Source organism: Eionea flava (genome assembly GCF_055393785.1).
The window spans coordinates 1,637,760-1,662,993 of the sequence record NZ_AP036018.1 but is presented as its reverse complement, the minus strand read 5'-3'; the positions used below and the strand labels follow the sequence as shown (position 1 = coordinate 1,662,993).

Sequence of the window (25,234 nt, the reverse complement as noted above, 5' to 3'; positions counted from 1 at the left end):
AGGTGGTGATGGGGCTCCACTTTTTATGCTTTAAGTGTTTCCGCTCTTTTCTTTCGGCCTTTATCGACGGTTTACCAGACGTTATGTGGTGAACGGTGATAGAATGCGCCCCTTTTTTAAAATCCTATTTTTATCAATTTATTGTTTGTGTGCACGTCGCGTATGCCTGCTCAGCCTTCATCTTTGTCGTTTTCTCAATCTGCTCTTATTAGTGGTTTGCAATCGTTGGCGTTGGTGGATACTAAGGTGCCGCATAAGCAGTTTGTGGCTACGGTGGGGCAGTTTATTGATTTTGGTGGGGCGTTTGGTTTAGCTGATTTTTTGGCGACATTGCCGCGTGTATCAATGAAAGAGGGCTTAGATAGTGGGGTTATTAATGCTAAGTCTATCCAGTTAGCTTATACAGTAGCTCGTGATGATGGTAGAGCGCATATTCAAGAGCGCACATCAGCGTACTTGAGCAAAGTCGCGGGTGAAGCAGCTTTGGAAGAGCCGGAACAAACGGCAGAAGCCTCATTAAAAGTCCATCAGCGATTTTATAGCTTGCAGCAAAGTGAGATGGAGTCCCGTGTGCTGACATTGCATCGGCAAATATGTCGCCAGTTAACCCGCTATTCTCCACAGCTTGCGCAGTTAGTCGCTCTAGATAATAAATTAGCTGAAATTTTAGCAAGCCATAGCCGTAAAGCTTTTGGTGCTATTGGGCACTTGATGACAAAACGATTTGATGAAGTATTAAGCCGATTACCTGATGCAACGTTAGATGCGGAAACCTTATCGACGTTTATTGCCGAGATGAAAATGTTATTACTGGCAGAATTAGACATTCGCCTCCATCCGACATTGGGGCTGGTTGAGGCACTGATTAAAGAGGAAGAACAAGTAGCATGACAAGAATACTGTCTATCGTCGCCTTTATTTTAGGTGGCATTATTGTGTTGTGGATGGGTGCGAGCTTTGTGGGCTCGAATGCGTTAGCGTTTGCGGTGATGGGGGTTATCGCAGTGGTGTATGTGATTGGCTTTATGGAGTTGATGCGTTTTCAGCAAGCGACGCGCACCTTAGATGATGCCTTGGCGACGATTGATACATTAGGGGCAGAGTCAAAAATATCGGTATTAGACGAGTGGTTGTCGCTGATTGCACCGGCATTGCGTAACAGCGTGCGTTTGCGTATCAAGGGTGAGTTTGCCCCTTTACCGATGCCTATGTTGACGCCGTACTTAGTGGGCCTGTTAGTCATGTTGGGTTTGCTGGGAACATTTGCCGGTATGGTCGATACCTTAAAAGGCGCGGTGTCTGCTTTGGAAGGCACAACAGAGCTGGCAGCTATCCGTGAAGGTTTAAGTGCGCCGATTAAAGGCTTGAGCTTAGCATTTGGCACCTCTGTTGCGGGTGTTAGTGCATCGGCGATGTTGGGGTTTATTTCTACCCTTAGCCGTCGTGAACGACAATTGGCATCGCAGCACATCGATGGCGCGATGAATACAGCCTTTCAGGATTTTTCTCTATCCTATAATCGAGAGCAAACCTTTAAAGCAATGCAATCACAGGCAGAATCGCTACCCTTGGTTGCGGATACCTTGGCGACGATGGCGGCGCGTATGGAAACCTTTAGTCAAGACATTAATCAGCAGCTTATTAGCCAGCAAACGCAATTTCACGATGAAATGCGTAATAACTATCGTCAATTGGCCGAATCGTTTGATCGTAGTCTTCAAGACAGTGTTAAAACGAGTAGTGAGCAAATGGGTGCGCAGTTAACGGCATCGTTTAGTGGAGTAGAGCCATTGATCCAGACGATGACAGAAAGTGTTAATCGTGACTTGAGCGTGACTCACCAAAAGATAGCAGAGCAGCTTACTCAGCATACTGCTGAGGTATCGCAGCACATGTCATCAACGACCGAGCATATGGCAAATACTTGGCAGCAAGGAGTGAATGATTATCACGCTATCACCCAGCAGTTGTCTGAACAGCAACAAACGCAAGCGGAGAAGTATCAGCAGACGCTAAGTGAAACATCAGGCTCATTGATTGATCGCTTTAGCGAGATGAACACACAATGGCTCGTACAACAGCAAGCACAAGATCAGCAACGTAACGACCAGTTAGATTCTCATTTAGCACAAGCGACTGATGCGACACAGGCGGTGATTAACCGCCTTGTGGCCGACCAGCAGCAGACAATGCACTCTATAGCAAATGATATGCAAACCTTATTGTCGACGACAGAGCAGCTGGTTGAGCAGCGTGCGGCGGGTGAAGCGCAGTGGTTGGATCGCCATGACGCACAGGTAAGTGAGCTAACTTCACGTATTAGTGAGCAGTTGAATACACTACGTGATGATGAGGCGCGTAGGGGCGATGCGGTCGTTGACCAGTTAGCGGGTTTGAGCGATAAGGCGGCAGAGCATTTACAGCGTTTAGGGCAGGGGCTTGAAGCACCGTTGACTCAATTGATCGAAACGGCTTCAGAAACCCCGCGTGCTGCTGCTGAAGTTATCAGTCAATTGCGTGAAGAAATGTCGAATACTGTGGAGCGGGATAATCAGCTATTAACTGAACGTCAGGCAATTTTTGAACAGCTCACGACAGTGGCGAATACCTTAGAAAGCTCTTCTCGCGAGCAACAAGAGGCATTGAATCGTTTAACCTCGCAATCGGCGGAGACATTAAGTCAGCTAAGTGAGCGCTTTGGTCAAACGGTGAATGTTGAATCTACGCGTTTATCCGATGCTGCCGATCAATTTAGTGGTAGTGCCGTTGAGTTAGCGAGTTTAGGTGATGCCTTTGGTGTCGCCGTTGAGCAATTTGGTGAGTCGAGTCGCGATATAAAAGCGACTCTTTCACAGATAGAGCAAGCGCTTGCCGATTCAGGGCAGAGAAGTGATGAGCAGATGGGCTACTATGTGGCGCAGGCACGAGAAATTATTGATCACACACTATTGTCTCAACAAGAGATGATGGAGCAATTGCGTCAAATTGGTCGCTCGGCGTCGTAGGTTATCTATGAACCGCTTAAACGAAGGTATTGATGATCAACCCGTATGGCCTATCTTTGGTGACTTAATGGCCGGGGTTGTGGGCGTGTTTGTGTTGTTATTGGTGTGGGCGCTAGGTTTTCAGTTGGAGCTGGCACAAAATCTAGAAGACGAAATTCTTAAACGTAAGCAAGAAGAGCAGCGGCGTATTGCCCTAGAAGAAGCGCTATCGGATCCACTGGCAACAGGGCGAGTTACCTTGCGTGATGGACGCATAGGGATTAGTGGCAGTGTTTTGTTTGCTAATAATTCTTCGACCTTACAAGACGAAGGGCGAGAATTATTGACTGTTTTGGTTGCGCCTTTAAAAGTATATTTAAGTGAGCGTGAGCAGTTGTTGATGGTGAGCGGTTTTACGGATGACAAGCCAATACAAGCCGGTAATTTAACGTTTACAGATAACTGGGATTTGTCGGCGCAACGGGCATTAACGGTGACTCGTGCATTGATCGAAGAGGGGATGCCATCGTCGATGGTGTTTGCGGCGGCCTTTGGTGATCAGCAACCGGTTGTGCCGAATATCGACCGTAGCAGTCGTGCGCAAAATCGTCGTGTTGAAATGGCGCCAGTTCCTAGGTTGGCAAAGCCCCCCAGTAGTGATGTTATTGATAAGGTTGATCATAACCGTTCAACTAGTAATAGTGTTGAGCCGATAGATGTTCCTTCTGCATTGCTAAAGCCAGCAACAGAAGGGTGAGCGGGTACGTATATGACACCTTCTTCCCAGTTATCTGCTAAATCTATATTACCTATTTCGGTAGAAGCATTAGCTTCATTAAAGCAGAAAGGGTTTCATCGGTATGATGTCGTTGCATTTGCCGGTATAGAATCGTTAGTCAGTCGTGCGGCTGCTCAGCGTGAAAAAGTACGTGTGTTAGTACTTAATAAAGCACAGCAGGCATTAAACCGTTATGTTCAGCAATATAAGCTAGATGAGAGGATTGTGAGCGATCAAGCTATCGTTGAAGACACGGCAGCCAATGATGTTCGCCTATCCAAAAGTACTCATAGCAAGGCGATTAATGCATTGGTTACGTTACGGAAATATGTTGATGGTTTGCATGTTGAGCCGGAGTTAGAAAAAGCCGATAGCGTTACGCAGTCGGCGGTTGCAACATCGACTGAGCATGCCGCTTCGACAGTATTACCAGCATTAAAATCCAGTGCAGCGTATTATCGTTTACAACACCAGCAGCGTGTTGATCAATTTATGGATACCGCCCTGAATGCAAAACCAGAAACCCCAGGCCCACTTAACCCAGAAACCTTGGCTATTCGTTTGTTAAGCCAAATCCATGATTTATCGCCCGAATATATTCGCCATTACGTGACTTACTTTGATACTTTACAATGGCTGCATAACAATATTCCTCCTAATAAGGTGGCAAAATAGCCTTATCTCCTATGTATAAAAATTTTACGGTAAGTAATGTCATTATTTCGTTATGTGCAATGGTATTCCTTGCCGAGTTTTTAGGTGGGTATTCGGTTGATGGTGTCGCTTTATATTATTGGGAGTCGCCTTCTTTTTCCCCCTATCAACTATTAAGCCATCAGTTTGTTCATGGTGGCGTCTTACACCTATTACTTAATATGATGGCGTTATGGATGTTCGGTCGTGTGTTGGAAGGCTTATGGGGAAGTCTTCGTTTTTTATTGTTCTATGTTGCGTGTGGTATTGGCGCGGCCACTATTTACCAGCTCGTGAGCTATTATCAATTTCATGCAGCGATAGAACCATTGCTAGCCGCAGGTTTTTCTAGCCATGATCTGTTTCAGTTATTTTCTAATGAACGGTATTATCCTCAGTACCCATCGTCGCAGCGCGCAGTGGAAATTTTTGCATCGCCTGTTGTGGGTGCATCGGGCGCTATTTATGGCATATTGGCAGCGTTTGCATTACGTTTTCCTAATCATAAACTCATTTTTTTATTATTGCCTTTTCCTATTGCCGCTAAATTTTTTGTGCCTCTTTTATTGTGCCTTGATGTATATGCGCTCGCGACAGGACATTCGTTACTTGGTGTAAATATTGCCCACGCTGCACACTTAGGTGGCGCTTTAGTGGGGTTTATTTTGGTGTTGCTTATCTTGAGGAATAAAAAGCGATTGGGGAATAAAAATAGTGAATGATGATAACAATCAGCAAATACATGGCACGCAAATTATTACAGTTGTGACAAATGATGGCGATGGGTTGTCATATTTTGCGCAGCGTGAAGTGCCGTTGTCAGGCAGTGTTGAGCGTTTGTTGTCAGATCAGCAACAAGCGGTTAATTTTCGTTGGCGTACAAGCCCAAAAAATTATTCCGCGGGTTTTCATGTCGCTGGTGACCCCACATTACTGATCATTTTATCGGGGACGATCACGATTGAGTTGCGTGATGGGCAAAGTCGGTGCTTTTCTGCAGGCGATTATTTTATTGCTCAAGACTATCTAAATGCTGGTATTGGCTTCGATACGAATGTACATGGACATAGGGCTTATGTGCAAGGCGATACGCCTTTATCTGCATTGCATCTTAAACTAGAGAAGCGCTAAGCAAGACTTTTATAAATTAAAACGTTTTGTTAAATAGTGTGCAACACCATCTTCGTGGTGATGACCTATCACATCATTAGCCGCGTCTTGAATATCTTGTTTAGCATTTGCTGTGGCGTAGCTTTCGTCAGATTGAGCAAACATGCTTAAATCGTTATCGCTGTCCCCAAAACAAATAATTTTTTCAGTCTTTAGGCGTTTGCGTAGTTGCGAAATGCCGTTGCCCTTGTTGGCATTGTTATGGTGTATATCCATCCATTTTAAACCGTTACCTTCAATGGCTGGGCCAGAGTAGGCAATAAGGTGTGTTTGTGTATTCACCTGGTGATGAATGTGGTCAATTTCGCTCGCATCGCCAATCATGCTGATGTTGGTAATCGCCATATCTGCAGGCATCTGTTTGAGAGGAAGTACGGTTAAGTTGTCGCGGGATTGAAAAAGGCGCAGTAAGTTTTTTTCGGCATCGTGGATAGTATCTGGATGGAATATAAAGTGCTGATGATCCGCATTGACGGCTGAAATAAACGGTGTAATTTTTTGTAGTAGGGTGGTGTTCAAAATGAAGTGTGCGTCTTCGTGTGCGAGACAATTATCTAGCAATAATGTGTTGTCGTTTGGATCCCAGATAATAACGCCGTTGCTATATATCTGTGGAAGCACAAAGGGGTGACCGGCAATGATGGTTTGTGCAGAATTAAAGGTTCTCCCCGTAGCAACAGTAAAAGCAATATTGTTGTGGTGTAACTTCTGTAACATCTGTTTGGTGAAGTCTGAAATGGCAGAATGTTTGTTGAGCAGTGTGCCATCTAGATCAAATACAATGAGTGTCATTACCTGTTCCGGTGTTATTGGTGAGTTTTTAGCATAGGGCTTTCAGTCTTTTTTAACTGTGCCATTGTTGTTTATCTGCCACACTAAAAACTTACGCGAGCGCTGTGTGATTAGATGCCACTGTAACATTTTAATTAGCTATCTTTCCTTTTAAGACTCGATGGTTCTATTGCTCAAATAATGTTTGTCTATACTCAATAGGTGTAAGCGTATTTTAAAGCGTTTGTTATCGCTTAATCTAGTCAACTTATTGGGTGAGTTAATTCATTGTGTTGTATATGCAATCTATAAGCGGCGTACTTTTGTCGCTGGTATTGATGCTTCCTCTTGTGGTTGATGCAATGCCAAGTTATCGACATATTAATGATCGTGCACTAACAACGATCGAAAATACCTATGGCCGTACGGCAAAGAATCGCATTGCCCGCTGGAGCCAGACACTTGACCGTTTTGCGAGCAGTGAGTCTTCTTCGGATGATGAGTTGATGCGCTTTGCTAATGACTATTTTAATCAAGTTGAATGGAAGTGGGATTCAGATCATTGGGGGGTCGAAGATTACTGGGCGACACCGGTCGAGACATTAGGAACTTATGCCGGTGATTGTGAAGATTTTTCTATTGGTAAGTATTTTTCATTAATTAGTATGGGGATGGATACCAATAAGTTACGCATTACTTATGTCAAAGCGCTTGAGTTGAATTTAGCGCATATGGTTTTAGCTTACTATCCTACACCTCAGTCAGAACCATTGATTCTCGATAATATTAATCGTTCGATATTGCCAGCTTCTCGGCGTACTGACTTATTGCCTGTTTATGGGTTTAATGGCGAAGGTATTTGGCTGGCGAAATCAACCAAACGTATGGCGTCAGGTAATAATATCGCTAAGAGTTTGCCTAGTTGGGGGCGCCTTAATAAGCGTATGCAAAGAGAACTGTTGTAAATAGCATTAGCGGTGAGTGAACACCATATATCGGTGATTATTATAAAGCTGTAAGGTGGATTAAATACATAAAAAGAAAGTTATAAAAAAACCGCGTCATCACTGGCGCGGTTTTTTGGTTTTACTGATCGCCTTTTGTTAGCGTTTTTCGATGCTAACATAATCTCGGCTAGTGTAGCCGGTATATAACTGACGTGGGCGACCAATTTTGTAGCTGCCGCTAATCATTTCTGCCCAGTGAGCAATCCATCCTACGGTACGACCGGTAGCAAAAATCACGGTGAACATATCAGTAGGAATACCAATCGCTTTCATGATGATGCCAGAATAAAAATCAACATTAGGGTAAAGTTTACGCTCGATGAAGTATTCATCTTCTAATGCGATTTGCTCTAGTCGCTTAGCGATAGCGAGTAGAGGGTCATTCTCTAATCCTAATTCAGCGAGCACTTCATCACAGGCTTCTTTCATGACTTTTGCACGAGGGTCAAAGTTTTTATAAACGCGATGTCCAAAGCCCATAAGGCGGAATGGGTCATTTTTGTCTTTCGCTTTAGCCACAAAAGTATCGATATTGTCTACGTGTCCGATTTCTGCAAGCATGGTCAGTACTGCTTCGTTGGCGCCGCCGTGAGCAGGGCCCCATAAAGCAGTAATACCCGATGCAATACACGCAAATGGGTTTGCACCCGAAGAACCAGCTAGGCGTACTGTTGATGTCGATGCATTTTGTTCGTGATCCGCATGTAACAAAAAGATTTTATCCATGGCGCGAGCCAGTACGGGGTTGATATTGGGCTCATCACACGGTGTGCCGAACATCATGTACAAAAAGTTTTCTGCGTAAGATAGGTTGTTGTTTGGATACATAAACGGCTGGCCGATATGGTGTTTGTAACACATAGCGGCCAATGTGGGTATTTTAGCGATTAAGCGCATCGCTGAAATTTTCCGATGTTCTGGGTTGGTGATGTCTAATGAGTCGTGGTAGAAGGCGGATAGTGCGCCTACAGCACCACACATCATTGCCATTGGATGGGCATCATGGTGGTAGCCACGAAACAGTCTAGCCATCGCTTCATTGACCATGGTGTGCATGGTGATGTCATTTCTGAAAGCTTCACGCTCTTGCTCGTTAGGCAATTCGCCGTTAAGTAGCAAATAGCAAGTTTCTAGAAAGTCAGAGTGTTCGGCAAGTTGCTCGATAGGGTAACCACGGTGAAGTAATACACCATTGCCACCATCAATATAAGTGATTGCTGATTCGCACGAAGCGGTGGACATGAAGCCAGGATCAAAGGTGAAGTAGCCTTGAGAAACTAGTGAACGAACATCAATAACATCGGGTCCGGTAGAGCCTGATAGGATCGGCAAATCAAATGTTTGACCGTCGATGGTGAGTTGGGCTGTTTTGTCACTCATAAAAACTCCTGCTTTTTAATGAGGTGTCCAGTAAAAAATGAAACCCTCTCGTGTTCATTGATTACTGTAAACCTTTAACAATGGGTGTAAAAAGTGTTCAAAAATATGAGACTTTTGCATGCAAGGTCTTTTGTCCTCATGCGGCGTAAAACGCATCAATGTCTCAGTAGAGCTATCTCGAAATTTCTTCAGAGATTTATAAAAGCGGTTACCGCAGACAAACATATATGACATAAACAGCAGTAAGCTGAATATCCATTATAGGACAAACCCTGCGTTTTGCATGTTGCCTTGAAGATTGATCTTCCTTATGCGTGTTTTTTTGGTTTCCTACCGCTCTATTCGCTTTTGTGTAGTAATACTAACCTGTTATTTAACTGAATTATATAAGTCTACTGGCGCCTGTATGCCATGCGGCTGAGATATTGTTGTTCGCTGTTTTCTAATGTCGATGCTCTATGGGTTGTTTTTTTCTGTATCTTAATTTGTGTTGATAGCCTGTAATCTATGGGCTTTAGCGCGTTAAAGTGAAAAATCAATAGGAGGGCATGCTTCTGATCTTGATGCGGTATTTTGTAGTTTTACTACATGGTATGCTAAATATTTATAGCGCGTATTAGCATAGCTTATGAGAGAGAAGGGCAGTATAAAATTGAATTTTATAGTGTGTGCCGCCTAGATGTGAGTAGGTTGATGTGTGAGTTGGGTAGTGAGCTCTATCGTTTTTCTAAATTAAGCGTTTCTAAGTGAGGCAGCAGTGGTTTGAAATGTGGTTGTTACGCTGTGCTTTTGAGTGTGAAAAACCATGAGATAGCTTCATCATTGTTTAAAAAATAATCGCCTTTTCGTTTTATCGAGAAATCCCCATTTTTCGGGCACTAAATGCCGGTTTTTGTTTGTATTTTTATGGTGCTCTCACTATAATCTCGGCCGTTATTTTTGGCTGTGCTGGTATTTATAGTATAGCTTGTCTATTCTCAATAGTATTTATGACTGCAATAGCTGAGTTAACGATATAAATGTGCTGGTTTTATCTGGTGCGTTGCTCTCGTCAACAGTCAGCGTCGGTTGCTAAATAGCTATCTTGATAAACGTAAGTTTATCTCTGGAAGTGGAAGTCATTGGATTTGTGATTACGGTGAGCCATCGTTGTTTGGTAACCGTAATAATCCGTGATGTATGACATGTTTTTGTTTTTTGAGCCCGCCAGCATTTATTTTTTAATAAAAGTTTGTGCGCGGGCTTAAATAAATAGAGAGTGAATTTATGCAGTGTGAAGCAGTGAGAGGTAGCTTATCGTTACCAACGCTTGCTGTCTGCATGTAACAGACAACGTATATGCTTATTATTTGGAGTAAGTCCTATGGCGATTAGAACAGTTTCCTTTGACGGTATCGTCATTGGTGGCGGCGGGTCAGGTATGCGCGCAGCATTACAGATGGCGCAATCAGGTTTTAAAACAGCGGTAATCACTAAAGTTTTTCCTACTCGCTCTCACACTGTTTCGGCGCAAGGTGGCATTACCTGTGCAATTGGTAGCGCAGATAAAGATGATGATTGGCGCTGGCACATGTATGACACCGTTAAAGGGTCAGACTACATTGGTGATCAAGATGCTATCGAGTATATGTGCTCGGTAGGTCCTGAAGCTGTATTTGAGCTTGAACACATGGGTTTGCCGTTTTCTCGCACAGAGGAAGGTCGAATCTATCAGCGACCATTCGGTGGTCAGTCTAAAGATTTTGGGAAAGGTGGGCAGGCAGCACGTACTTGTGCGGCAGCGGATCGTACAGGTCATGCGTTATTGCACACGCTTTATCAAGGTAATGTTAAAAACAACACCGTTTTCTTTAATGAGTGGTTTGCCGTTGATCTTGTGAAAAACCAAGACGGTGTTGTAACCGGCGTTATCGCAATCAATATCGAAGATGGTGAAGTTGTACATATCAAATCAAAAGCGACGGTATTTGCGACTGGTGGTGCAGGGCGTATTTACGCGTCTACAACGAATGCTCATATTAATACCGGTGATGGCATTGGCATGGCATTGCGTGCGGGTTATCCCGTGCAGGATATGGAAATGTGGCAGTTCCACCCAACGGGTATTCATGGTGCGGGCACATTGGTAACAGAAGGTTGCCGTGGTGAGGGTGGTTATCTCATCAATAAAGATGGCGAGCGTTTTATGGAGCGTTATGCGCCAAATGCTAAAGACCTTGCCGGCCGAGATGTTGTCGCACGGTCAATGGTATTGGAGATTTTAGAGGGTCGTGGCTGTGGTGAAAATGGCGACCATGTGAAGCTAAAATTAGATCACCTAGGAGAAGAAACACTTAATCAGCGCCTGCCGGGTATTCTAGAGCTATCAAGAACATTTGCCGGTGTTGACCCCGTCAAAGAGCCTATTCCTGTTATTCCTACTTGCCATTACATGATGGGCGGTATCCCCACGAATGTTGATGGGCAAGCCCTAACGCAAGTGAATGGCGAAGATAAAGTTATCGAAGGTTTTTATGCTTGCGGTGAAGCTGCGTGTGTTTCTGTGCATGGTGCTAACCGTTTAGGTGGCAACTCATTACTTGATTTAGTGGTCTTTGGTCGAGCATCAGGTTTATTTATTGAGAAAGCGCTAAAAGAAGGTATTGAGCATCGTGATGCGTCAGAATCTGATATCGAAGCAGCGATGGTTAATCTTAATCGCCTTAATAATAATACTGGCGGAGAATCAGCCGCAGCGTTGCGTACTGAGCTTCAGCAGGTGATGCAGAACCATTTTGGCGTTTTCCGTCGCGGTGACTTTATGGCTGAGGGTGTTAAAAAGCTAGCTGACCTTCGTGAGCGTATCGGTAATGTGACGTTTGAAGATAAGAGTGCTACATTCAATACTGCGCGTATTGAGGCTTTAGAACTGCAAAACTTGCTAGAAGTAGCGGAAGCAACGGCGATTCCTGCAGAGGTGCGTACTGAATCTCGTGGTGCTCATGCTCGTGATGATTTCCAAGAACGTGACGATGAAAACTGGTTGTGTCACTCGTTATACTTCCCAGAAGACAAAAAAGTCACCAAGCGAGGCGTTAATTTTACGCCGACTACCGTCGATACCTTTGAACCTAAAGCACGTACTTATTAATACGGGAGAGAAACTATGTTGAAAGTAGAAATATACCGTTACAATCCCGAAACAGACCAAACACCGTCGATGAAAACGTTTGAAGTTGAAACGAATGGTCGAGACTATATGGTGCTAGATATTCTGGAGTTGTTAAAAGCTCAGCAAGACAACAGCTTAGTGTTTCGCCGTTCATGTCGCGAAGGTGTTTGTGGCTCTGATGGCATGAATATTAATGGTAAAAACGGCTTGGCATGTATTACACCGCTATCCGAATGCGTAAAAAACAACACGCTTACGTTACGTCCTTTACCTGGCTTGCCTGTTATTCGTGATCTTGTGATTGATATGAGCCAGTTTTATGCGCAGTATCGTAAGATTGAGCCATTCCTACAGAACGACGAACCCGTCCAAGGCATTGAGCGTTTACAGTCACCTGAAGAACGAGAAAAGTTAGATGGCCTTTATGAGTGCATCTTATGTGCTTGCTGCTCAACGAGCTGCCCATCTTTTTGGTGGAACCCTGATAAGTTTATTGGGCCTGCCGGCTTATTACAGTCTTACCGTTTCTTAGCGGATAGCCGCGATACGGCAACCGAACAGCGTTTGGATAATCTCCGTGACCCCTTCAGTGTGTTCCGTTGTCATGGGATTCAAAACTGTGTGTCAGTTTGTCCTAAAGGGCTCAACCCAACGAAAGCGATTGGCCACATTCGCGGTATGCTGCTTTAAAAGGCTTTATTGAAAAGCGGCGTTATATTTTGCCGTATTAATTGAGTGAACCGGCAGTGCGCCAAGTACTGCCGGAGTTTTGTTTGTAGTAAAAGAATTTAATACATCCGTTGTTAACGGATAAAAAGTAGGCGAGTAACTAATGCACGAAAGTCAGATGGAAGCGCTCTGGAGCACCGGTCATATCTCGGGTGGCAACGCATCATATGTAGAAGAACTCTACGATGCATATTTATACGATCCCTCTAGTATCCCAGATGAATGGCGGGTATATTTTGAACAATTGCCTACGGTTAGCGATACCTCCACTGCACAAGATACGCCACACTCTCGTATTCGTGAGCAGTTTCGAGAGTTTGTTAAACAGCCTAGAGCGTATGCCGCACAATCATCATCGCATGTAGCAGAAGTTGAACACGCGCGCCAAATTAACGTTGCTCAGCTTATTCAGCATTATCGTCGTGGGGGTCATTTAAAGGCTAAAACAGATCCTCTTGAGCTTACTTCACCTCCCTCCTTAGAGCACCTTGACCTACAATTTCATGGCTTAAGCGACGCTGATCTAGACAGTGAATTTGCAACGGGTGATTTATTTTTCGGTAAAGACAAAGCCACGCTTCGAGAAATTATTACAGAACTGGAAGCTACATACTGTGGGGCTATTGGCGCTGAATTTACTCATATTACTGAGCTTACAGAATTAAAGTGGTTACAAGAGCGTATGGAAAGTGCGCGTGGTCGCCCGTCATACGCAGCCAACACCAAGCGTAGTATTTTAGAAAGATTGACAGCGGCGGAAGGTTTAGAAAAGCATCTTGATAGTAAATATCCGGGTACTAAGCGTTTTGGTCTCGAAGGGGGTGAGTCACTCATTCCAATGCTTGATGGCATTATTAAACGTTCGGGTACTTATGGTGCTAAAGAAATCGTTTTAGGTATGGCGCATCGTGGTCGTTTAAATACCTTGGTAAATGTTTTTGGTAAAAACCCAGCCGATTTATTCGACGAGTTTGAAGGCAAGAAATTAGTGGATACATCAGGTGATGTGAAATATCACCAAGGCTTTTCTTCCAATGTAATGACCCCGGGTGGTGAATTACATATGGCCATGGCGTTCAATCCATCTCACTTGGAAATTGCTTCTCCAGTGGTCTCTGGTTCGGTTCGTGCGCGCCAAGACAGAAGAGAGGATAGTGATGGAAATATCGTTGTACCGGTTTCTATTCATGGTGATGCGGCTTTTTCTGGACAGGGTGTTGTTTTCGAAACCTTCCAAATGTCACAAACCCGCGCCTATAAAACGGGCGGAACCCTGCATATTGTCATTAATAACCAAGTAGGATTTACGACGAGTAATCCTGCTGATGCACGCTCTACTCATTATTGTACTGACGTGGCGAAATTTGTGGGTGCGCCCGTATTTCATGTTAATGGTGACGACCCTGAAGCGGTCATGTTTGTGACACAGTTAGCGGTTGATTATCGTTACGAGTTTAAAAAAGACGTTGTGATTGATTTGGTTTGTTATCGACGTCGTGGCCATAATGAAACGGATGAGCCGTCATCGACCCAACCGTTGATGTATAAAATCATCAAAAAGTTAAAAACTACCCGCACAAAATATGCTGAGCAATTAGCCAATGAGGGGGTTGTTAGTACCGAGGAATCGGCTGCGTTAGCGAAGGAATATCGAGCGTCACTTGATCGAGGTGATCATGTGGCTGATGGTTTAGTGAGCGAACCTGATAGCTCATTATTTGTGGATTGGACACCGTATTTAGGACATGATTGGGTAGCGGAAGGTGATACACGCGTTCCCATGGATAAGCTACAAGCACTGGCTCAAAAAATGTGCGAAGTGCCAGAAAGTATTCAGGTACAGCGTCAAGTATCCAAAATTTATGATGATCGCCGTAAAATGGCGAGTGGTGAATTACCGCTTAACTGGGGCATGGCTGAAACACTGGCTTATGCTACTTTGATTGATGATGGCACCGCTGTGCGCTTAACCGGTCAAGATGTTGGTCGCGGTACGTTTTCTCACCGTCATGCAGTATTGCATAGCCAGCAAGACGGTCAAAGCTATACGCCTATAGCGAATTTATCCGCTAGTCAGCCAGCGTTTAATATTTATGATTCCTTACTTTCCGAAGAAGCAGTGCTTGCTTTCGAATACGGTTATGCAACCACCCAGCCTAATACATTAGTGATTTGGGAAGCGCAGTTTGGTGATTTTGCCAACGGCGCACAGGTTGTTATCGATCAATTTATCACTAGCGGCGAACATAAGTGGGGCCGTTTATGTGGTTTAACGATGTTGCTTCCGCATGGTTATGAAGGTCAGGGCCCTGAGCACTCATCTGCTCGCTTAGAGCGTTTTATGCAAATGTGTGCGGAACATAATATTCAAGTGTGTATCCCGACAACACCAGCACAAATTTTCCATATTTTACGTCGCCAAGTTGTGCGGCCGATGCGTCGTCCGCTAGTCATTATGAGTCCTAAATGGATTCTACGTCATAAATTAGCGACATCTTCATTAGAAGAATTGTCTGAAGGCACGTTCCATAATGTTCTTTCTGATGATTTAGTTGAAGCCGATAAGGTTAAGAAAATTGTGTTGTGTAGCGGTAAAGTGTATTACCACCTGCTAGAAGCACGCATGGAATCTGGTCAAGATGATGTTGCACTTATTCGTCTCGAGCAGCTTTATCCATTTCCTAAAGCAGAGCTTCTCGACGTTTTAGCCAAATACAAAAACGTTTCACAGATTGCTTGGTGTCAAGAAGAACCAAGAAATCAAGGCGCTTGGTTCCAAATAAGGCATCGTATCGAAGGTGCTATGGCAGAAGTTTACCCTGCAGTAACCGTTGAGTATGCAGGGCGCATTTCTTCAGCGGCTCCTGCGTGTGGTTATATGTCTCTGCACTTGGAAGAGCAAAACGCATTAATCGAAGCTGCGCTAACCGTTAGCTAATTTATATACATACTTTTACATACAGACTAATTTTACGTACGACAACAGGAACACAACAATGGCGAATGAAATCAAAGCTCCTACTTTTCCGGAATCTGTACAAGATGGTGTCATTGCAACATGGCATAAAAAAGCGGGTGATACAGTGACCCGTGACGAACTATTGGTTGAAATAGAAACGGATAAAGTCGTGTTGGAAGTGGTTGCACCAGCTGATGGCGTATTGAGTGACATAGCCAAAGGCGAGGGTGATACTGTGCTCAGTAATGAGTTGCTTGCCTCTATTCTTGATGGTGGAGCGGCAGCGGTTGACAGTGCTCCTGTTTCTACAGCCGCTGAAGCAACACCGGCGACATCGGGCAATAGTGTAGAAATTAAAGCGCCGACTTTCCCTGAATCTGTTCAGGATGGCACGATCGCCACATGGCACAAAGCCGCAGGCGATGCCGTTGCGCGTGATGAACTGTTAGTTGAAATAGAAACGGATAAAGTCGTACTGGAAGTTGTTGCGCCAGCTGATGGTGCTATGGGAGATATTGCTAAAGGTGAAGGTGATACCGTACAGAGTGGTGAAGTCATTGCCGTCGTTATTGAAGGCGCCTCAGCATCTTCTGCGCCTGCAGCTCCAGCAGCACCTTCTGTGGTTGAATCGAGTAATGATAGTGCGGCTGCGAGTCCTTCTGCACGTAAATTGGCGGCTGAAAAGGGTGTTGATTTGTCGACTGTATCAGGCTCTGAAAGAAATGGCCTTATTTCAAAAGCCGATGTTGAAAAAGCGGCATCAGCACCAGCGCCTACTGCTAGCGCAGCGACTCCAGTAGCCATGGTTGCCGAAGGTAATCGCGTTGAAAAGCGTGTGCCGATGACGCGTTTACGTAAGCGTATTGCTGAACGTTTATTAGAAGCGACATCAACAACCGCTATGTTAACTACATTTAATGAAGTAGATATGGGTCCAGTAATGGACTTGCGTGCAAAATACAAAGACCTTTTTGAGAAAAGCAATGACGGTACTCGTCTTGGTTTTATGGGCTTTTTTGTTAAAGCTGCGGTCGAAGCACTGAAAAAATATCCAGCGATCAATGCCTCACTTGATGGTGATGATGTGGTTTACCACGGTTATCATGATATCGGTGTTGCCGTATCGACGCCTAAAGGTTTGGTGGTTCCTGTATTACGTAATGCTGAAGAAATGGGTTTGGCAACGGTTGAATCTACTATTCGAGATTTGGGCCTACGCGGACGCGATGGAAAACTAGGTATTGATGAAATGACTGGCGGAACATTTACCATCACCAATGGTGGTGTGTTTGGTTCATTGTTATCAACCCCTATCTTAAATTTACCGCAAACGGCTATTTTGGGTATGCACAAAATTCAAGAGCGTCCAATGGCTGTTAATGGCAAAGTAGAAATTCGTCCAATGATGTACTTGGCACTGTCTTATGATCACCGTATGGTTGATGGTAAAGAGGCGGTACAATTCTTGGTAGCAATTAAAGATCTATTAGAAGATCCCGCTCGTTTCTTATTAGAAATATAAGAGAAATCACGAAATTAGAGTGTGTAAGTGTTAACAATACTGGCACTCCAATTTTTCGATAATATATGGTGAAATGGGTTAACCTTAATTCCTTTTTCACCGAACAGCATAGGAAAATAAAATGTCTGAAAAGTATGATGTGATCGTAATAGGTTCTGGGCCAGCAGGTTATGTAGCTGCCATTCGTGCTGCGCAATTGGGTTTAAAAACCGCGTGCGTTGAAAAATGGAGCGACGAAAAAGGTAAACTGGTTAACGGCGGTACTTGCTTGAATGTGGGTTGTATCCCATCGAAAGCACTACTTGATAGCTCACACCGTTATCACGATGCGCATGATGGTTTCGACAGCCATGGCATTAGCACGGGCGAATTAAGTATTGATGTTCCCGCCATGATTAAGCGTAAAGAAAAAATTGTCGCGCAAATGTCCGGTGGTATCACCGGTCTTTTTAAAGCCAATAAAGTGGCCTCAATTTTTGGTTACGGTAAATTGCTAGCCGGTAAAAAAGTAGAAGTGACTGATAAAGACGGTAACGTAACGACTTACGATGCCGATAATGTTGTTATTGCTACCGGTTCTGTGCCCGTTAATATTCCTGTTGCCCCAGTTAATCCTGAAGAAAACACGATTGTTGTTGATTCAACAGGCGCATTAGAATTTCAAGAAGTACCTAAACGTTTGGGTATTATCGGTGCGGGTGTTATTGGTTTAGAGCTTGGCAGTGTGTGGGCGCGTCTCGGTTCTGAAGTGGTTTGTCTTGAAGCGATGGATAAATTCCTTGCGATGATGGATCAACAGATAGCCAAAGAAACGAAAAAAATCTTTACCAAGCAAGGTTTAGATATTCGCCTGAGTTGCATGGTGACAGGTAGCGAAGTAAAAGGTGAGGAAGTTGAAGTTACCTTTACCGATAAAGATGGCAATGAGCAAAAAGAAACCTTCGATAAACTGATTGTCTGTGTTGGTCGTCGCCCGTTCACGCAAGGCTTGTTTGCTGATGATACCGGCGTTGCTCTTGACGAACGAGGTTTTATTGCGGTTGATGAAAACTGTGCAACGGCGGTTGATGGCGTGTGGGCAGTGGGCGATGTTGTACGTGGCCCTATGTTGGCACACAAAGGTTCCGAAGAAGGTGTTGTTGTTGCTGAGCGTATCGCTGGCCAGAAAGCGATGATGAACTATGACATTATTCCTAACGTGATTTATACACATCCTGAAGTCGCATCTGTTGGTAAAACAGAAGAGCAGCTAGCAGCAGAAGGCATTGAAGTGAATATCGGTACCTTCCCGTTCTTAGCAATTGGTCGTGCAGTAGCTGCCGATTCGCAAGATGGTATGGTTAAGATGATCGCAGATGCAAAAACAGACCGTATTTTGGGTTGCCACATTGTCGGCCCAAGTGCGTCTGATTTGGTTCAGCAAATTGCTATAGCAATGGAATTTGGTTCAACGGCGGAAGATATTGGCATGACGGTATTTGGTCATCCAACCTTCTCAGAAGCCGTTAAAGAAGCAGCATTGTCAGTGCATGGCCACGCGATCCATATGCCTAACCGTAAAAAGCGTAAATAAAGTTCTCATTAAATAATCAAGATCAAGGGGTCAGAGTTAGTTGATTGAATTAAAAATCAACTGACTCTGACCCCTTGATCTTGATTTCAACTAACCGCTTCGTAAGAAGCATCAATTTAACGGAAAAAGTTATGAATTTGCATGAGTATCAGGCTAAACAATTGTTTGCTGAATACGGTTTGCCAGTTTCGACGGGTGTTGCAGCTGCAACAGCAGAAGAAGCGGCAGCAGCGACCGATACAATCGGTGGTGACAAATGGGTTGTTAAAGCACAAGTACACGCGGGTGGCCGTGGTAAGGCCGGTGGCGTTAAGTTAGTCGACTCACAAGCTGAAGTAAAAGAGTTTGCTGAAAACTGGTTAGGTAAAAACTTAGTAACCTATCAAACAGATGCGAATGGTCAGCCTGTTAGTCGTATTCTTGTTGAGTCTTGTACTGATATCGATCAAGAGTTATATCTTGGTGCCGTTGTCGATCGTGCAACTCGCAGCATCGTATTCATGGCGTCAACAGAAGGCGGTGTTGAGATTGAAAAAGTGGCTGAAGAAACGCCAGAAAAAATCTTAAAAGCAATCATTGACCCATTGGTTGGCGCTCAGCCATATCAAGGTCGCGAATTAGCATTTAAATTGGGCCTAAACCCTACTCAGGTTAAACAGTTCACTAAGATCTTTTTAGGTTTAGCGAAAATGTTTGAAGATTTTGATTTTGCTTTATTAGAAATCAACCCATTAGTGATTACCGATGAAGGTAATCTTCATTGCTTAGATGGCAAAATTAACATCGATTCTAATGCGCTTTACCGCCAACCAAAAATCCGTGAAATGCACGATCCTTCACAAGAAGATGAGCGTGAAGCGCATGCTGCTTCTTTTGAACTTAATTATGTTGCTCTAGACGGTAATGTTGGCTGTATGGTTAATGGTGCGGGTCTTGCGATGGGTACAATGGATATTGTTAACCTTCACGGTGGTAAGCCTGCGAACTTCCTTGATGTAGGTGGTGGTGCGACGAAAGAGCGTGTTATCGAAGCGTTTAAGTTAATTCTTTCCGATTCTAATGTAAAAGCGGTATTGGTTAATATTTTTGGTGGCATCGTACGTTGTGACATGATCGCTGAAGGCATTATCGGTGCGGTTGAAGAAGTGGGTGTTGAAGTGCCAGTGATTGTTCGCCTTGAAGGTACCAATGCGGAAGAAGGTAAAAAATTATTGGATGCAAGCACACTGAATTTAGTGGGTGCAACATCATTAACGGATGCAGCTGAAAAAGTCGTTGCTGCTGCGGAGGGCAAATAATAATGTCTATTTTAATTAACAAAGATACAAAAGTTATTTGCCAAGGTTTTACTGGTTCTAATGGTACTTTCCATTCTGAGCAAGCGATTGCCTATGGTACGCAAATGGTAGGTGGTGTAACACCAGGTAAAGGTGGTTCAACTCACCTAGGTTTACCGGTTTTCAACACAGTTAAAGAAGCCGTAGAAGCAACAGGTGCAACAGCAACCGTTATTTATGTACCGGCTGCTTTTTGTAAAGATTCAATTATCGAAGCCGCTGATGCCGGCATTGAGTTGATCATTACTATTACTGAAGGTATTCCCACGCTTGATATGCTTGTTGTTAAAGAGTACATCGAGAAGAAAGGCGTGCGTATGATTGGCCCTAACTGCCCAGGTGTTATCACACCAGGTGAATGTAAAATCGGTATTATGCCGGGCCACATTCACTTGCCTGGTAAAGTGGGTGTTGTATCGCGTTCGGGTACATTGACCTATGAAGCGGTCAAGCAAACAACTGACTACGGCTTTGGTCAATCGACGTGTGTTGGTATCGGTGGTGATCCAATTCCGGGTTCAAACTTTATTGATATTCTCACCATGTTCCAAGAAGATCCAGCGACAGAAGCGATTGTTATGATCGGTGAAATTGGTGGTACAGCAGAAGAAGAAGCGGCTGCCTTTATTAAAGCGAATGTAACCAAACCAGTTGTTTCTTACATTGCCGGTGTAACAGCACCTGAAGGCAAGCGCATGGGGCACGCAGGTGCGATTGTTTCTGGCGGTAAAGGAACTGCTGATGAAAAATTTGCAGCGCTTGAAGATGCGGGTGTTAAAACGGTTCGTAGTCTCGCAGACATTGGCAGTGCATTAAAAGAAATTACTGGTTGGTAATTTTCTTAGCTACAAGTTTAAGTAATCACAGTAATCATGGGGTCAGAGTCATTGATTTTAAAAATCAATGACTCTGACCCCTATCTTGAAGCTTCTTTTTAAAATTTTCCTCAATGGAGGTATAACATGAGTGATAATCGTCCCGTCAATCTTGATTTGGGCACTGTTAGCTTTCCCATTACTGCAATAGCATCTATTTTACATCGTATTTGTGCTGTGATCAGTTGGGTTGGTTTGGGCTTTCTATTGTGTGCTCTTTGCTATGTGTTGTCGTCACCTAAGGACTATTATGTATTAGCAGACGCTTTAAATAGTCACTTCATTGTACAGTTTGTTGCTTGGGGTTTATTAACCGCATTTGCTTATTATTGTATGGGTACCATTAAGCATTTAATACAAGACTTCGGTTTTTTTGAAGACTTTGCTGGCGGTAAATGTATTTCTTGGGCAGCGATTGTCTTGGGTGTTGTATTAAGTGTATTGGCAGGAGTACTGGTATGGGCATAATGACAAGCGGTGTTCAGCAGTGGGTATTTCAGCGCGTTAGCAACGTTGTTTTTATTATTTTTGGTGTGGTGCTACTAAAGACCATTCTAACAAATGGTCTGACTTACGATGCGCTAAATGGCTTATTTAATACGACGGTATTTAAAGTCTATGCAATGATTACATTAATTTTAGCGGGGGCAAACTCTATATTAGCTGGTTGGCAGATAACGGGTGATTATGCTGTTAAATTTAATATTCCTCCGGTCTTAATGATGTCAGTTGCGATTATAGTGAGTGTGTTTTATGTATTATGGGGAGCATCTCTGCTATTTATGTAGTGTTTTGCTTGTTAAGAGATACAGTAACATGTAATAAAAAAGGGGCTTAAGCCCACTACTGTCCCACAGTTTGATCTAGATAAGAAAGCCTGAACCTCACTTGTTATAATGATTCTGCGAAGAAAACATTACTAACAAAGGGGTTCAGGCTTTGTCACATCATAACACCGCATTTCATCAGTTACTAAAACCATTATCTAGACATGAATTTGAAGGGCTTGCTAAAAAGCATCATGTAGGGCAAAAATTAAGGTCGGCCACTCGCTGGGATCAGTTTATTGGTATGGCGATGTCGCAGCTATCTGGCCGCCAAAGCCTACGAGATATTCAATCTAATTTAGAATCTCAACAGGATAAGCTGTATCACTTGGGTGCAAAACCCGTTTCAAAATCAACGCTATCTCGATTAAATGCCAATCAACCTGCAGAACTCTACGAAGCACTTTTTTATAAACTACTGAATCGCTGTAAAAACCAATCCGGCCAGCACAAATTCCGTTTCAAAAATCCATTGTATTCACTGGATGCAAGTGCGATTGATCTCTCACTAAAACTGTTTCCTTGGGCAGCTCATCGAGATGATACCGCTAATGTAAAACTCAGCGTGGGCTTGAACCATGGAACACTGATGCCTGAGTTTGTCGCACTGAGTGATGGCAACGAAAATGATATGGTTAAAGGTAGAGAATTCACCTTTCCAAAAGGAAGCATTGTTGCTTTTGATAAGGGGTATGTGGACTACCAATGGTTTGGAAGTCTTACACAGCAAGGTGTATCGTTCGTAACGCGCCTACGATCTAAAGCCGTTTACCGCGTGTTAGAGCGCAGAGAAGTCAACAAAAAGAAAGGCGTTTCAAGTGATCAAGTTATTCAGCTGAGCAGTGCTCACGCCATCAAACGCGGTGCGCCTACGCTACGACGGATAGGCTACCGAGACAAAAATAGCGGTAAGTTCTATACGTTTTTAACCAACAATTTAATACTGGCGGCGAGTACGATTGCTGCCATTTACAAAGACCGCTGGCAAGTCGAATTATTCTTCAAAGCGATTAAGCAAAACTTACAAATCAAAGCGTTTTTAGGCTTATCAAAAAACGCCATATTGACACAAATTTGGATAGCAATGATTACCTATTTACTACTCGCTTTTGCTCGGCATTCAGCAAAGAAAGGGTGGACAGTGCAGCGCATTCTTCGGGTGATCCAACTCAATTTATTTGAACGAAAAGCCTTGAGAGAGATACTTGATCCAAGTCCTCCTCCTAAACAAAAAGACCAACCTCAAATGAGGTTGGTCTTATGATTTCAAACTGTGGGACAGTAGTGGCTTAAGCCCCTTTTTTATTACATGTTACTTACGCCTTATATGGCGTTTTATTTAAATATAACCACTTATATATTCATGGGCTCTATCGATAATTCTGCTAAGGGCTTCTTTATTACATCATTTGCAATATATTCTTTCATTTCATCGACGCTGGCAAAATGCCGTGCCATATCATATTCACCTTTATAGTTGTTCCCACTTTCATCTTCTAATTTGGCTAATTGAAACTTCAGTCCACCATCGCCACGACCGTGAATAATATAATATTCTAAATTCATTCTTCTCTCCAAAATATAAATATAATTACTGATGCCTATTATAGCTTCTTACTGGCTACTCTGTTCAATGCTTTTCTTTTTTAAAGTAAATACTGAGCCATAAAAAAACGGCCTGTTACTTAAGTAACAGGCCGTTTTCGGTATTTTAATGGTCTATTATAAAAAGTATAAAATAGCCACTAGTACCGCAGTTAAACCAAGGCTTGAGTGTATAACGCCTTTGACGGTAGTCATTGGCCCTTGTTTACCAATCAGACCGTTGATTTCGAGCAACGCGATAATGGCAATAGCAATCCATAAATCGATACCGCCAGCGCCCGTACCATAGCCTTGACCAACAAAGTGTGGGCCAGCAAGCATGCCGAAAGCCATGGGTGCAGAGAAGAGTACATTGGTACGTGAGGCTAGAAGAGCTTTCGCACCCGCTGCAGCCGCATCGCCTTCAACCATACCTAAAGCAATTTTTTGGTTCGGCCAAATAATTACCCACACATTTAAAAACATGAGTGTACCCATCAAAGCGCCGATGGCAATGTAATCATTGAATGCGTTAATTTTTCCTACATAGTATAAAAGATAAACACCGGTAACAAAAGTAAACATCGCGCCCCAGCGGAACCACCATAACGCACTTGGCGCCAATTTGGCCTTTGCATCTGCAAGCGCTTCTGGAGAAGCCGCTTTAAAGTAGCCGCCTTGTACAAAGTTAAAGTAATACAGCATACCTATCCATGTAATGCCGAATAATAAATGTGCCCAGCGCACCAAAAAATCCAGAAAATCCATGACTTACCCCTCAATAAGTTAAATTATAATAATTAGTATTCCGTATACAGTATTTGCTATTACAACGGAAACCAATAGTTATTCTAACGGATTATTGATAGGTCAGCAGCATTAATGTAAATATTCTCATTCATCATAGGGTTTATTTTGATAATCTCGTATAATCTGTAGATTAGTAGGTGTAACGATAACCATAGTGTGAGGATATGTCATCGTGAGTGAACGCAAAGAACCGACGGTATCATCGGTATTAGACGACAAAGAGGATTTAGTGGGGCGGCGCGCAAAAGCCACTCAGCAAATGCGACGTTCTGCGACTAGCCAAGACAGTGCATCTGCTGCACGTGGTGCTCAAGTGACCTCTCGCCCAACAAGTCGTGTGGCTATAAAAAATGAGAACACCACACCGCCAAATGAACGCACTGGCTCGTCTGGTTTTACATGGTTTGTATTTTTGCTAACTCTGTGTGTAGGGGCAGCGACAGCCTATGTTTTTTTACAGTTAGATATGACTCAAAAAACGATTAAAGATCAGCGTTTACGTATTGTGCAGCTCGAAAATAAATTGGCGATTTCTGATGATAGTGCAAGCCAGTCGCTGGCATCTGTTAGCGCTCAAGTGCGAGAGCTGAATAGTAAGTCTATACAAGCCGATTCAGAAATTGCCAAATTGTGGGCAACGAGAAATGTTAATCGTGACGGGATAAAAGGCGCAGAGGAAAAAATAGGGTCTTTGGATAAAAAAGTTACTACTTTGGGCAAAAAATTTGCGGGTGATGTGTCAAAATTACAGAGTGAACAGAAAAAACTTCTGTCACTACAAGCCTCTTTGCAAGATGTAAAAAGCGCTATCGACGAGCTACAAGCACTCGAACGCTCCGTAAAATCAACTCGTCAAACGGCAGCAGAGCAAGATATATTATTACGTGCTCTCAGAGAAAAGTTGGCCGTACATACTGAGCAACTTAAAGTGCTTGGATCACAAGCCAATAAAGGCGTATCTGCGTCGAATAAATTCAATGCACTTGAACAGCGTGTTAAAGAGACGGAAGAGGTTATTACGTCATTGGAAGCATTCCGCCGCACGACGAATCGCGAATTATTGCAACTCAAAAGACCTTAAAAA

22 protein-coding genes are annotated in these 25,234 nt (G+C 43.5%); 18 read left to right on the top strand and 4 right to left on the bottom strand.

Annotated features, from left to right (window positions below):
- Positions 1-162 precede the first annotated feature (162 nt).
- From ACZ5O6_RS07235 to ACZ5O6_RS07210, 6 genes are read left to right on the top strand one after another with little or no spacing between them, the layout of a single operon-like run.
- On the top strand, positions 163-891 hold the full coding sequence (locus ACZ5O6_RS07235; protein ID WP_447092393.1) for a DUF3348 family protein: 729 nt from the start codon (positions 163-165) through the stop codon (positions 889-891).
- Positions 888-3,005 carry a hypothetical protein gene (locus tag ACZ5O6_RS07230; RefSeq protein WP_447092394.1) on the top strand — a complete coding sequence of 706 codons (2,118 nt, stop codon included), beginning with the start codon at positions 888-890 and terminating at the stop codon, positions 3,003-3,005. The genes ACZ5O6_RS07235 and ACZ5O6_RS07230 overlap by 4 nt, the downstream gene beginning before the upstream one ends.
- Before the next feature lie 7 nt (positions 3,006-3,012).
- Complete coding sequence (locus ACZ5O6_RS07225) at positions 3,013-3,741, top strand: OmpA family protein (RefSeq protein ID WP_447092395.1); 729 nt, start codon at positions 3,013-3,015, stop codon at positions 3,739-3,741.
- A gap of 12 nt (positions 3,742-3,753) precedes the next feature.
- Entirely contained in the window at positions 3,754-4,437 is a 684-nt protein-coding gene (locus tag ACZ5O6_RS07220) for a DUF2894 domain-containing protein (protein ID WP_447092396.1), read from the top strand.
- 11 nt (positions 4,438-4,448) lie between these two features.
- The gene (locus ACZ5O6_RS07215; RefSeq protein WP_447092397.1) at positions 4,449-5,177 is read left to right on the top strand and encodes a rhomboid family intramembrane serine protease; all 729 of its coding nucleotides are present in this window, start codon (positions 4,449-4,451) and stop codon (positions 5,175-5,177) included.
- Entirely contained in the window at positions 5,170-5,586 is a 417-nt protein-coding gene (locus ACZ5O6_RS07210) for a cupin domain-containing protein (protein ID WP_447092398.1), read from the top strand. The genes ACZ5O6_RS07215 and ACZ5O6_RS07210 overlap by 8 nt, the downstream gene beginning before the upstream one ends.
- Before the next feature lie 9 nt (positions 5,587-5,595).
- On the opposite strand, the gene ACZ5O6_RS07205 is transcribed toward ACZ5O6_RS07210, so the two are convergent.
- Positions 5,596-6,417, bottom strand: a complete 822-nt coding sequence (locus ACZ5O6_RS07205; protein ID WP_447092399.1) for an HAD family hydrolase — start codon at positions 6,415-6,417, stop codon at positions 5,596-5,598.
- A 278-nt stretch (positions 6,418-6,695) separates the two neighbouring features.
- On the opposite strand from ACZ5O6_RS07205, the gene ACZ5O6_RS07200 reads away from it, so the two are divergent.
- Positions 6,696-7,361: a transglutaminase-like cysteine peptidase gene (locus tag ACZ5O6_RS07200; RefSeq protein ID WP_447092400.1), complete on the top strand. Its 666-nt coding sequence runs from the start codon at positions 6,696-6,698 to the stop codon at positions 7,359-7,361.
- 138 nt (positions 7,362-7,499) lie between these two features.
- Here ACZ5O6_RS07200 and gltA read toward each other — a convergent pair whose 3' ends face one another.
- Complete coding sequence (gene gltA / locus ACZ5O6_RS07195; RefSeq protein WP_447092401.1) at positions 7,500-8,783, bottom strand: citrate synthase; 1,284 nt, start codon at positions 8,781-8,783, stop codon at positions 7,500-7,502.
- Between the two features lie 1,363 nt (positions 8,784-10,146).
- Here gltA and sdhA point away from each other — a divergent pair.
- The 10 genes from sdhA (at position 10,147) to ACZ5O6_RS07145 (ending at position 23,020) form a co-directional block, all read left to right on the top strand.
- Positions 10,147-11,913 (top strand): succinate dehydrogenase flavoprotein subunit, encoded by a 1,767-nt coding sequence (sdhA, locus tag ACZ5O6_RS07190; RefSeq protein ID WP_447092402.1) that lies wholly within the window; start codon positions 10,147-10,149, stop codon positions 11,911-11,913.
- A gap of 15 nt (positions 11,914-11,928) precedes the next feature.
- Positions 11,929-12,624 (top strand): succinate dehydrogenase iron-sulfur subunit, encoded by a 696-nt coding sequence (locus ACZ5O6_RS07185; RefSeq protein ID WP_447092403.1) that lies wholly within the window; start codon positions 11,929-11,931, stop codon positions 12,622-12,624.
- A 142-nt stretch (positions 12,625-12,766) separates the two neighbouring features.
- Positions 12,767-15,601, top strand: a complete 2,835-nt coding sequence (locus ACZ5O6_RS07180; protein ID WP_447092404.1) for a 2-oxoglutarate dehydrogenase E1 component — start codon at positions 12,767-12,769, stop codon at positions 15,599-15,601.
- A gap of 58 nt (positions 15,602-15,659) precedes the next feature.
- Positions 15,660-17,144 carry a 2-oxoglutarate dehydrogenase complex dihydrolipoyllysine-residue succinyltransferase gene (gene odhB / locus ACZ5O6_RS07175; RefSeq protein ID WP_447092405.1) on the top strand — a complete coding sequence of 495 codons (1,485 nt, stop codon included), beginning with the start codon at positions 15,660-15,662 and terminating at the stop codon, positions 17,142-17,144.
- 121 nt (positions 17,145-17,265) lie between these two features.
- Positions 17,266-18,717, top strand: coding sequence for a dihydrolipoyl dehydrogenase (gene lpdA / locus ACZ5O6_RS07170; RefSeq protein ID WP_447092406.1), 1,452 nt, complete (start codon positions 17,266-17,268; stop codon positions 18,715-18,717).
- Between the two features lie 131 nt (positions 18,718-18,848).
- The gene (gene sucC / locus ACZ5O6_RS07165) at positions 18,849-20,015 is read left to right on the top strand and encodes an ADP-forming succinate--CoA ligase subunit beta (RefSeq protein WP_447092407.1); all 1,167 of its coding nucleotides are present in this window, start codon (positions 18,849-18,851) and stop codon (positions 20,013-20,015) included.
- Between the two features lie 2 nt (positions 20,016-20,017).
- Positions 20,018-20,890, top strand: a complete 873-nt coding sequence (gene sucD / locus ACZ5O6_RS07160) for a succinate--CoA ligase subunit alpha (protein ID WP_447092408.1) — start codon at positions 20,018-20,020, stop codon at positions 20,888-20,890.
- Positions 20,891-21,016: 126 nt separating this feature from the next.
- Positions 21,017-21,397, top strand: coding sequence for a succinate dehydrogenase, cytochrome b556 subunit (sdhC, locus tag ACZ5O6_RS07155; RefSeq protein ID WP_447092409.1), 381 nt, complete (start codon positions 21,017-21,019; stop codon positions 21,395-21,397).
- The gene (gene sdhD / locus ACZ5O6_RS07150; protein WP_447092410.1) at positions 21,388-21,717 is read left to right on the top strand and encodes a succinate dehydrogenase, hydrophobic membrane anchor protein; all 330 of its coding nucleotides are present in this window, start codon (positions 21,388-21,390) and stop codon (positions 21,715-21,717) included. Before sdhC ends, sdhD begins: the two co-directional genes overlap by 10 nt.
- A gap of 151 nt (positions 21,718-21,868) precedes the next feature.
- Positions 21,869-23,020 carry an IS4 family transposase gene (locus tag ACZ5O6_RS07145; protein ID WP_447093036.1) on the top strand — a complete coding sequence of 384 codons (1,152 nt, stop codon included), beginning with the start codon at positions 21,869-21,871 and terminating at the stop codon, positions 23,018-23,020.
- Between the two features lie 89 nt (positions 23,021-23,109).
- On the opposite strand, the gene ACZ5O6_RS07140 is transcribed toward ACZ5O6_RS07145, so the two are convergent.
- Complete coding sequence (locus ACZ5O6_RS07140) at positions 23,110-23,322, bottom strand: hypothetical protein (RefSeq protein ID WP_447093008.1); 213 nt, start codon at positions 23,320-23,322, stop codon at positions 23,110-23,112.
- Between the two features lie 156 nt (positions 23,323-23,478).
- Positions 23,479-24,108, bottom strand: coding sequence for a urate hydroxylase PuuD (locus ACZ5O6_RS07135; protein WP_447093007.1), 630 nt, complete (start codon positions 24,106-24,108; stop codon positions 23,479-23,481).
- A gap of 214 nt (positions 24,109-24,322) precedes the next feature.
- Between ACZ5O6_RS07135 and ACZ5O6_RS07130 the strand changes: the two genes are divergently transcribed.
- Positions 24,323-25,231 (top strand): coiled-coil domain-containing protein, encoded by a 909-nt coding sequence (locus tag ACZ5O6_RS07130; protein WP_447093006.1) that lies wholly within the window; start codon positions 24,323-24,325, stop codon positions 25,229-25,231.
- Positions 25,232-25,234 lie beyond the last annotated feature (3 nt).

Bases quoted from the DNA above. Each gene is read 5' to 3' on its own strand.
- sucC (WP_447092407.1), top strand. From the start codon at position 18,849: ATGAATTTGCATGAGTATCAGGCTAAACAATTGTTTGCTGAATACGGT.
- ACZ5O6_RS07205 (WP_447092399.1), bottom strand. From the start codon at position 6,417: ATGACACTCATTGTATTTGATCTAGATGGCACACTGCTCAACAAACAT.
- ACZ5O6_RS07200 (WP_447092400.1), top strand. From the start codon at position 6,696: ATGCAATCTATAAGCGGCGTACTTTTGTCGCTGGTATTGATGCTTCCT.
- sdhA (WP_447092402.1), top strand. From the start codon at position 10,147: ATGGCGATTAGAACAGTTTCCTTTGACGGTATCGTCATTGGTGGCGGC.
- ACZ5O6_RS07180 (WP_447092404.1), top strand. From the start codon at position 12,767: ATGCACGAAAGTCAGATGGAAGCGCTCTGGAGCACCGGTCATATCTCG.
- ACZ5O6_RS07135 (WP_447093007.1), bottom strand. From the start codon at position 24,108: ATGGATTTTCTGGATTTTTTGGTGCGCTGGGCACATTTATTATTCGGC.
- ACZ5O6_RS07220 (WP_447092396.1), top strand. From the start codon at position 3,754: ATGACACCTTCTTCCCAGTTATCTGCTAAATCTATATTACCTATTTCG.
- ACZ5O6_RS07140 (WP_447093008.1), bottom strand. From the start codon at position 23,322: ATGAATTTAGAATATTATATTATTCACGGTCGTGGCGATGGTGGACTG.
- gltA (WP_447092401.1), bottom strand. From the start codon at position 8,783: ATGAGTGACAAAACAGCCCAACTCACCATCGACGGTCAAACATTTGAT.
- sdhC (WP_447092409.1), top strand. From the start codon at position 21,017: ATGAGTGATAATCGTCCCGTCAATCTTGATTTGGGCACTGTTAGCTTT.
- ACZ5O6_RS07230 (WP_447092394.1), top strand. From the start codon at position 888: ATGACAAGAATACTGTCTATCGTCGCCTTTATTTTAGGTGGCATTATT.
- ACZ5O6_RS07215 (WP_447092397.1), top strand. From the start codon at position 4,449: ATGTATAAAAATTTTACGGTAAGTAATGTCATTATTTCGTTATGTGCA.
- ACZ5O6_RS07225 (WP_447092395.1), top strand. From the start codon at position 3,013: ATGAACCGCTTAAACGAAGGTATTGATGATCAACCCGTATGGCCTATC.
- ACZ5O6_RS07185 (WP_447092403.1), top strand. From the start codon at position 11,929: ATGTTGAAAGTAGAAATATACCGTTACAATCCCGAAACAGACCAAACA.
- sdhD (WP_447092410.1), top strand. From the start codon at position 21,388: ATGGGCATAATGACAAGCGGTGTTCAGCAGTGGGTATTTCAGCGCGTT.
- sucD (WP_447092408.1), top strand. From the start codon at position 20,018: ATGTCTATTTTAATTAACAAAGATACAAAAGTTATTTGCCAAGGTTTT.
- ACZ5O6_RS07235 (WP_447092393.1), top strand. From the start codon at position 163: ATGCCTGCTCAGCCTTCATCTTTGTCGTTTTCTCAATCTGCTCTTATT.
- odhB (WP_447092405.1), top strand. From the start codon at position 15,660: ATGGCGAATGAAATCAAAGCTCCTACTTTTCCGGAATCTGTACAAGAT.
- lpdA (WP_447092406.1), top strand. From the start codon at position 17,266: ATGTCTGAAAAGTATGATGTGATCGTAATAGGTTCTGGGCCAGCAGGT.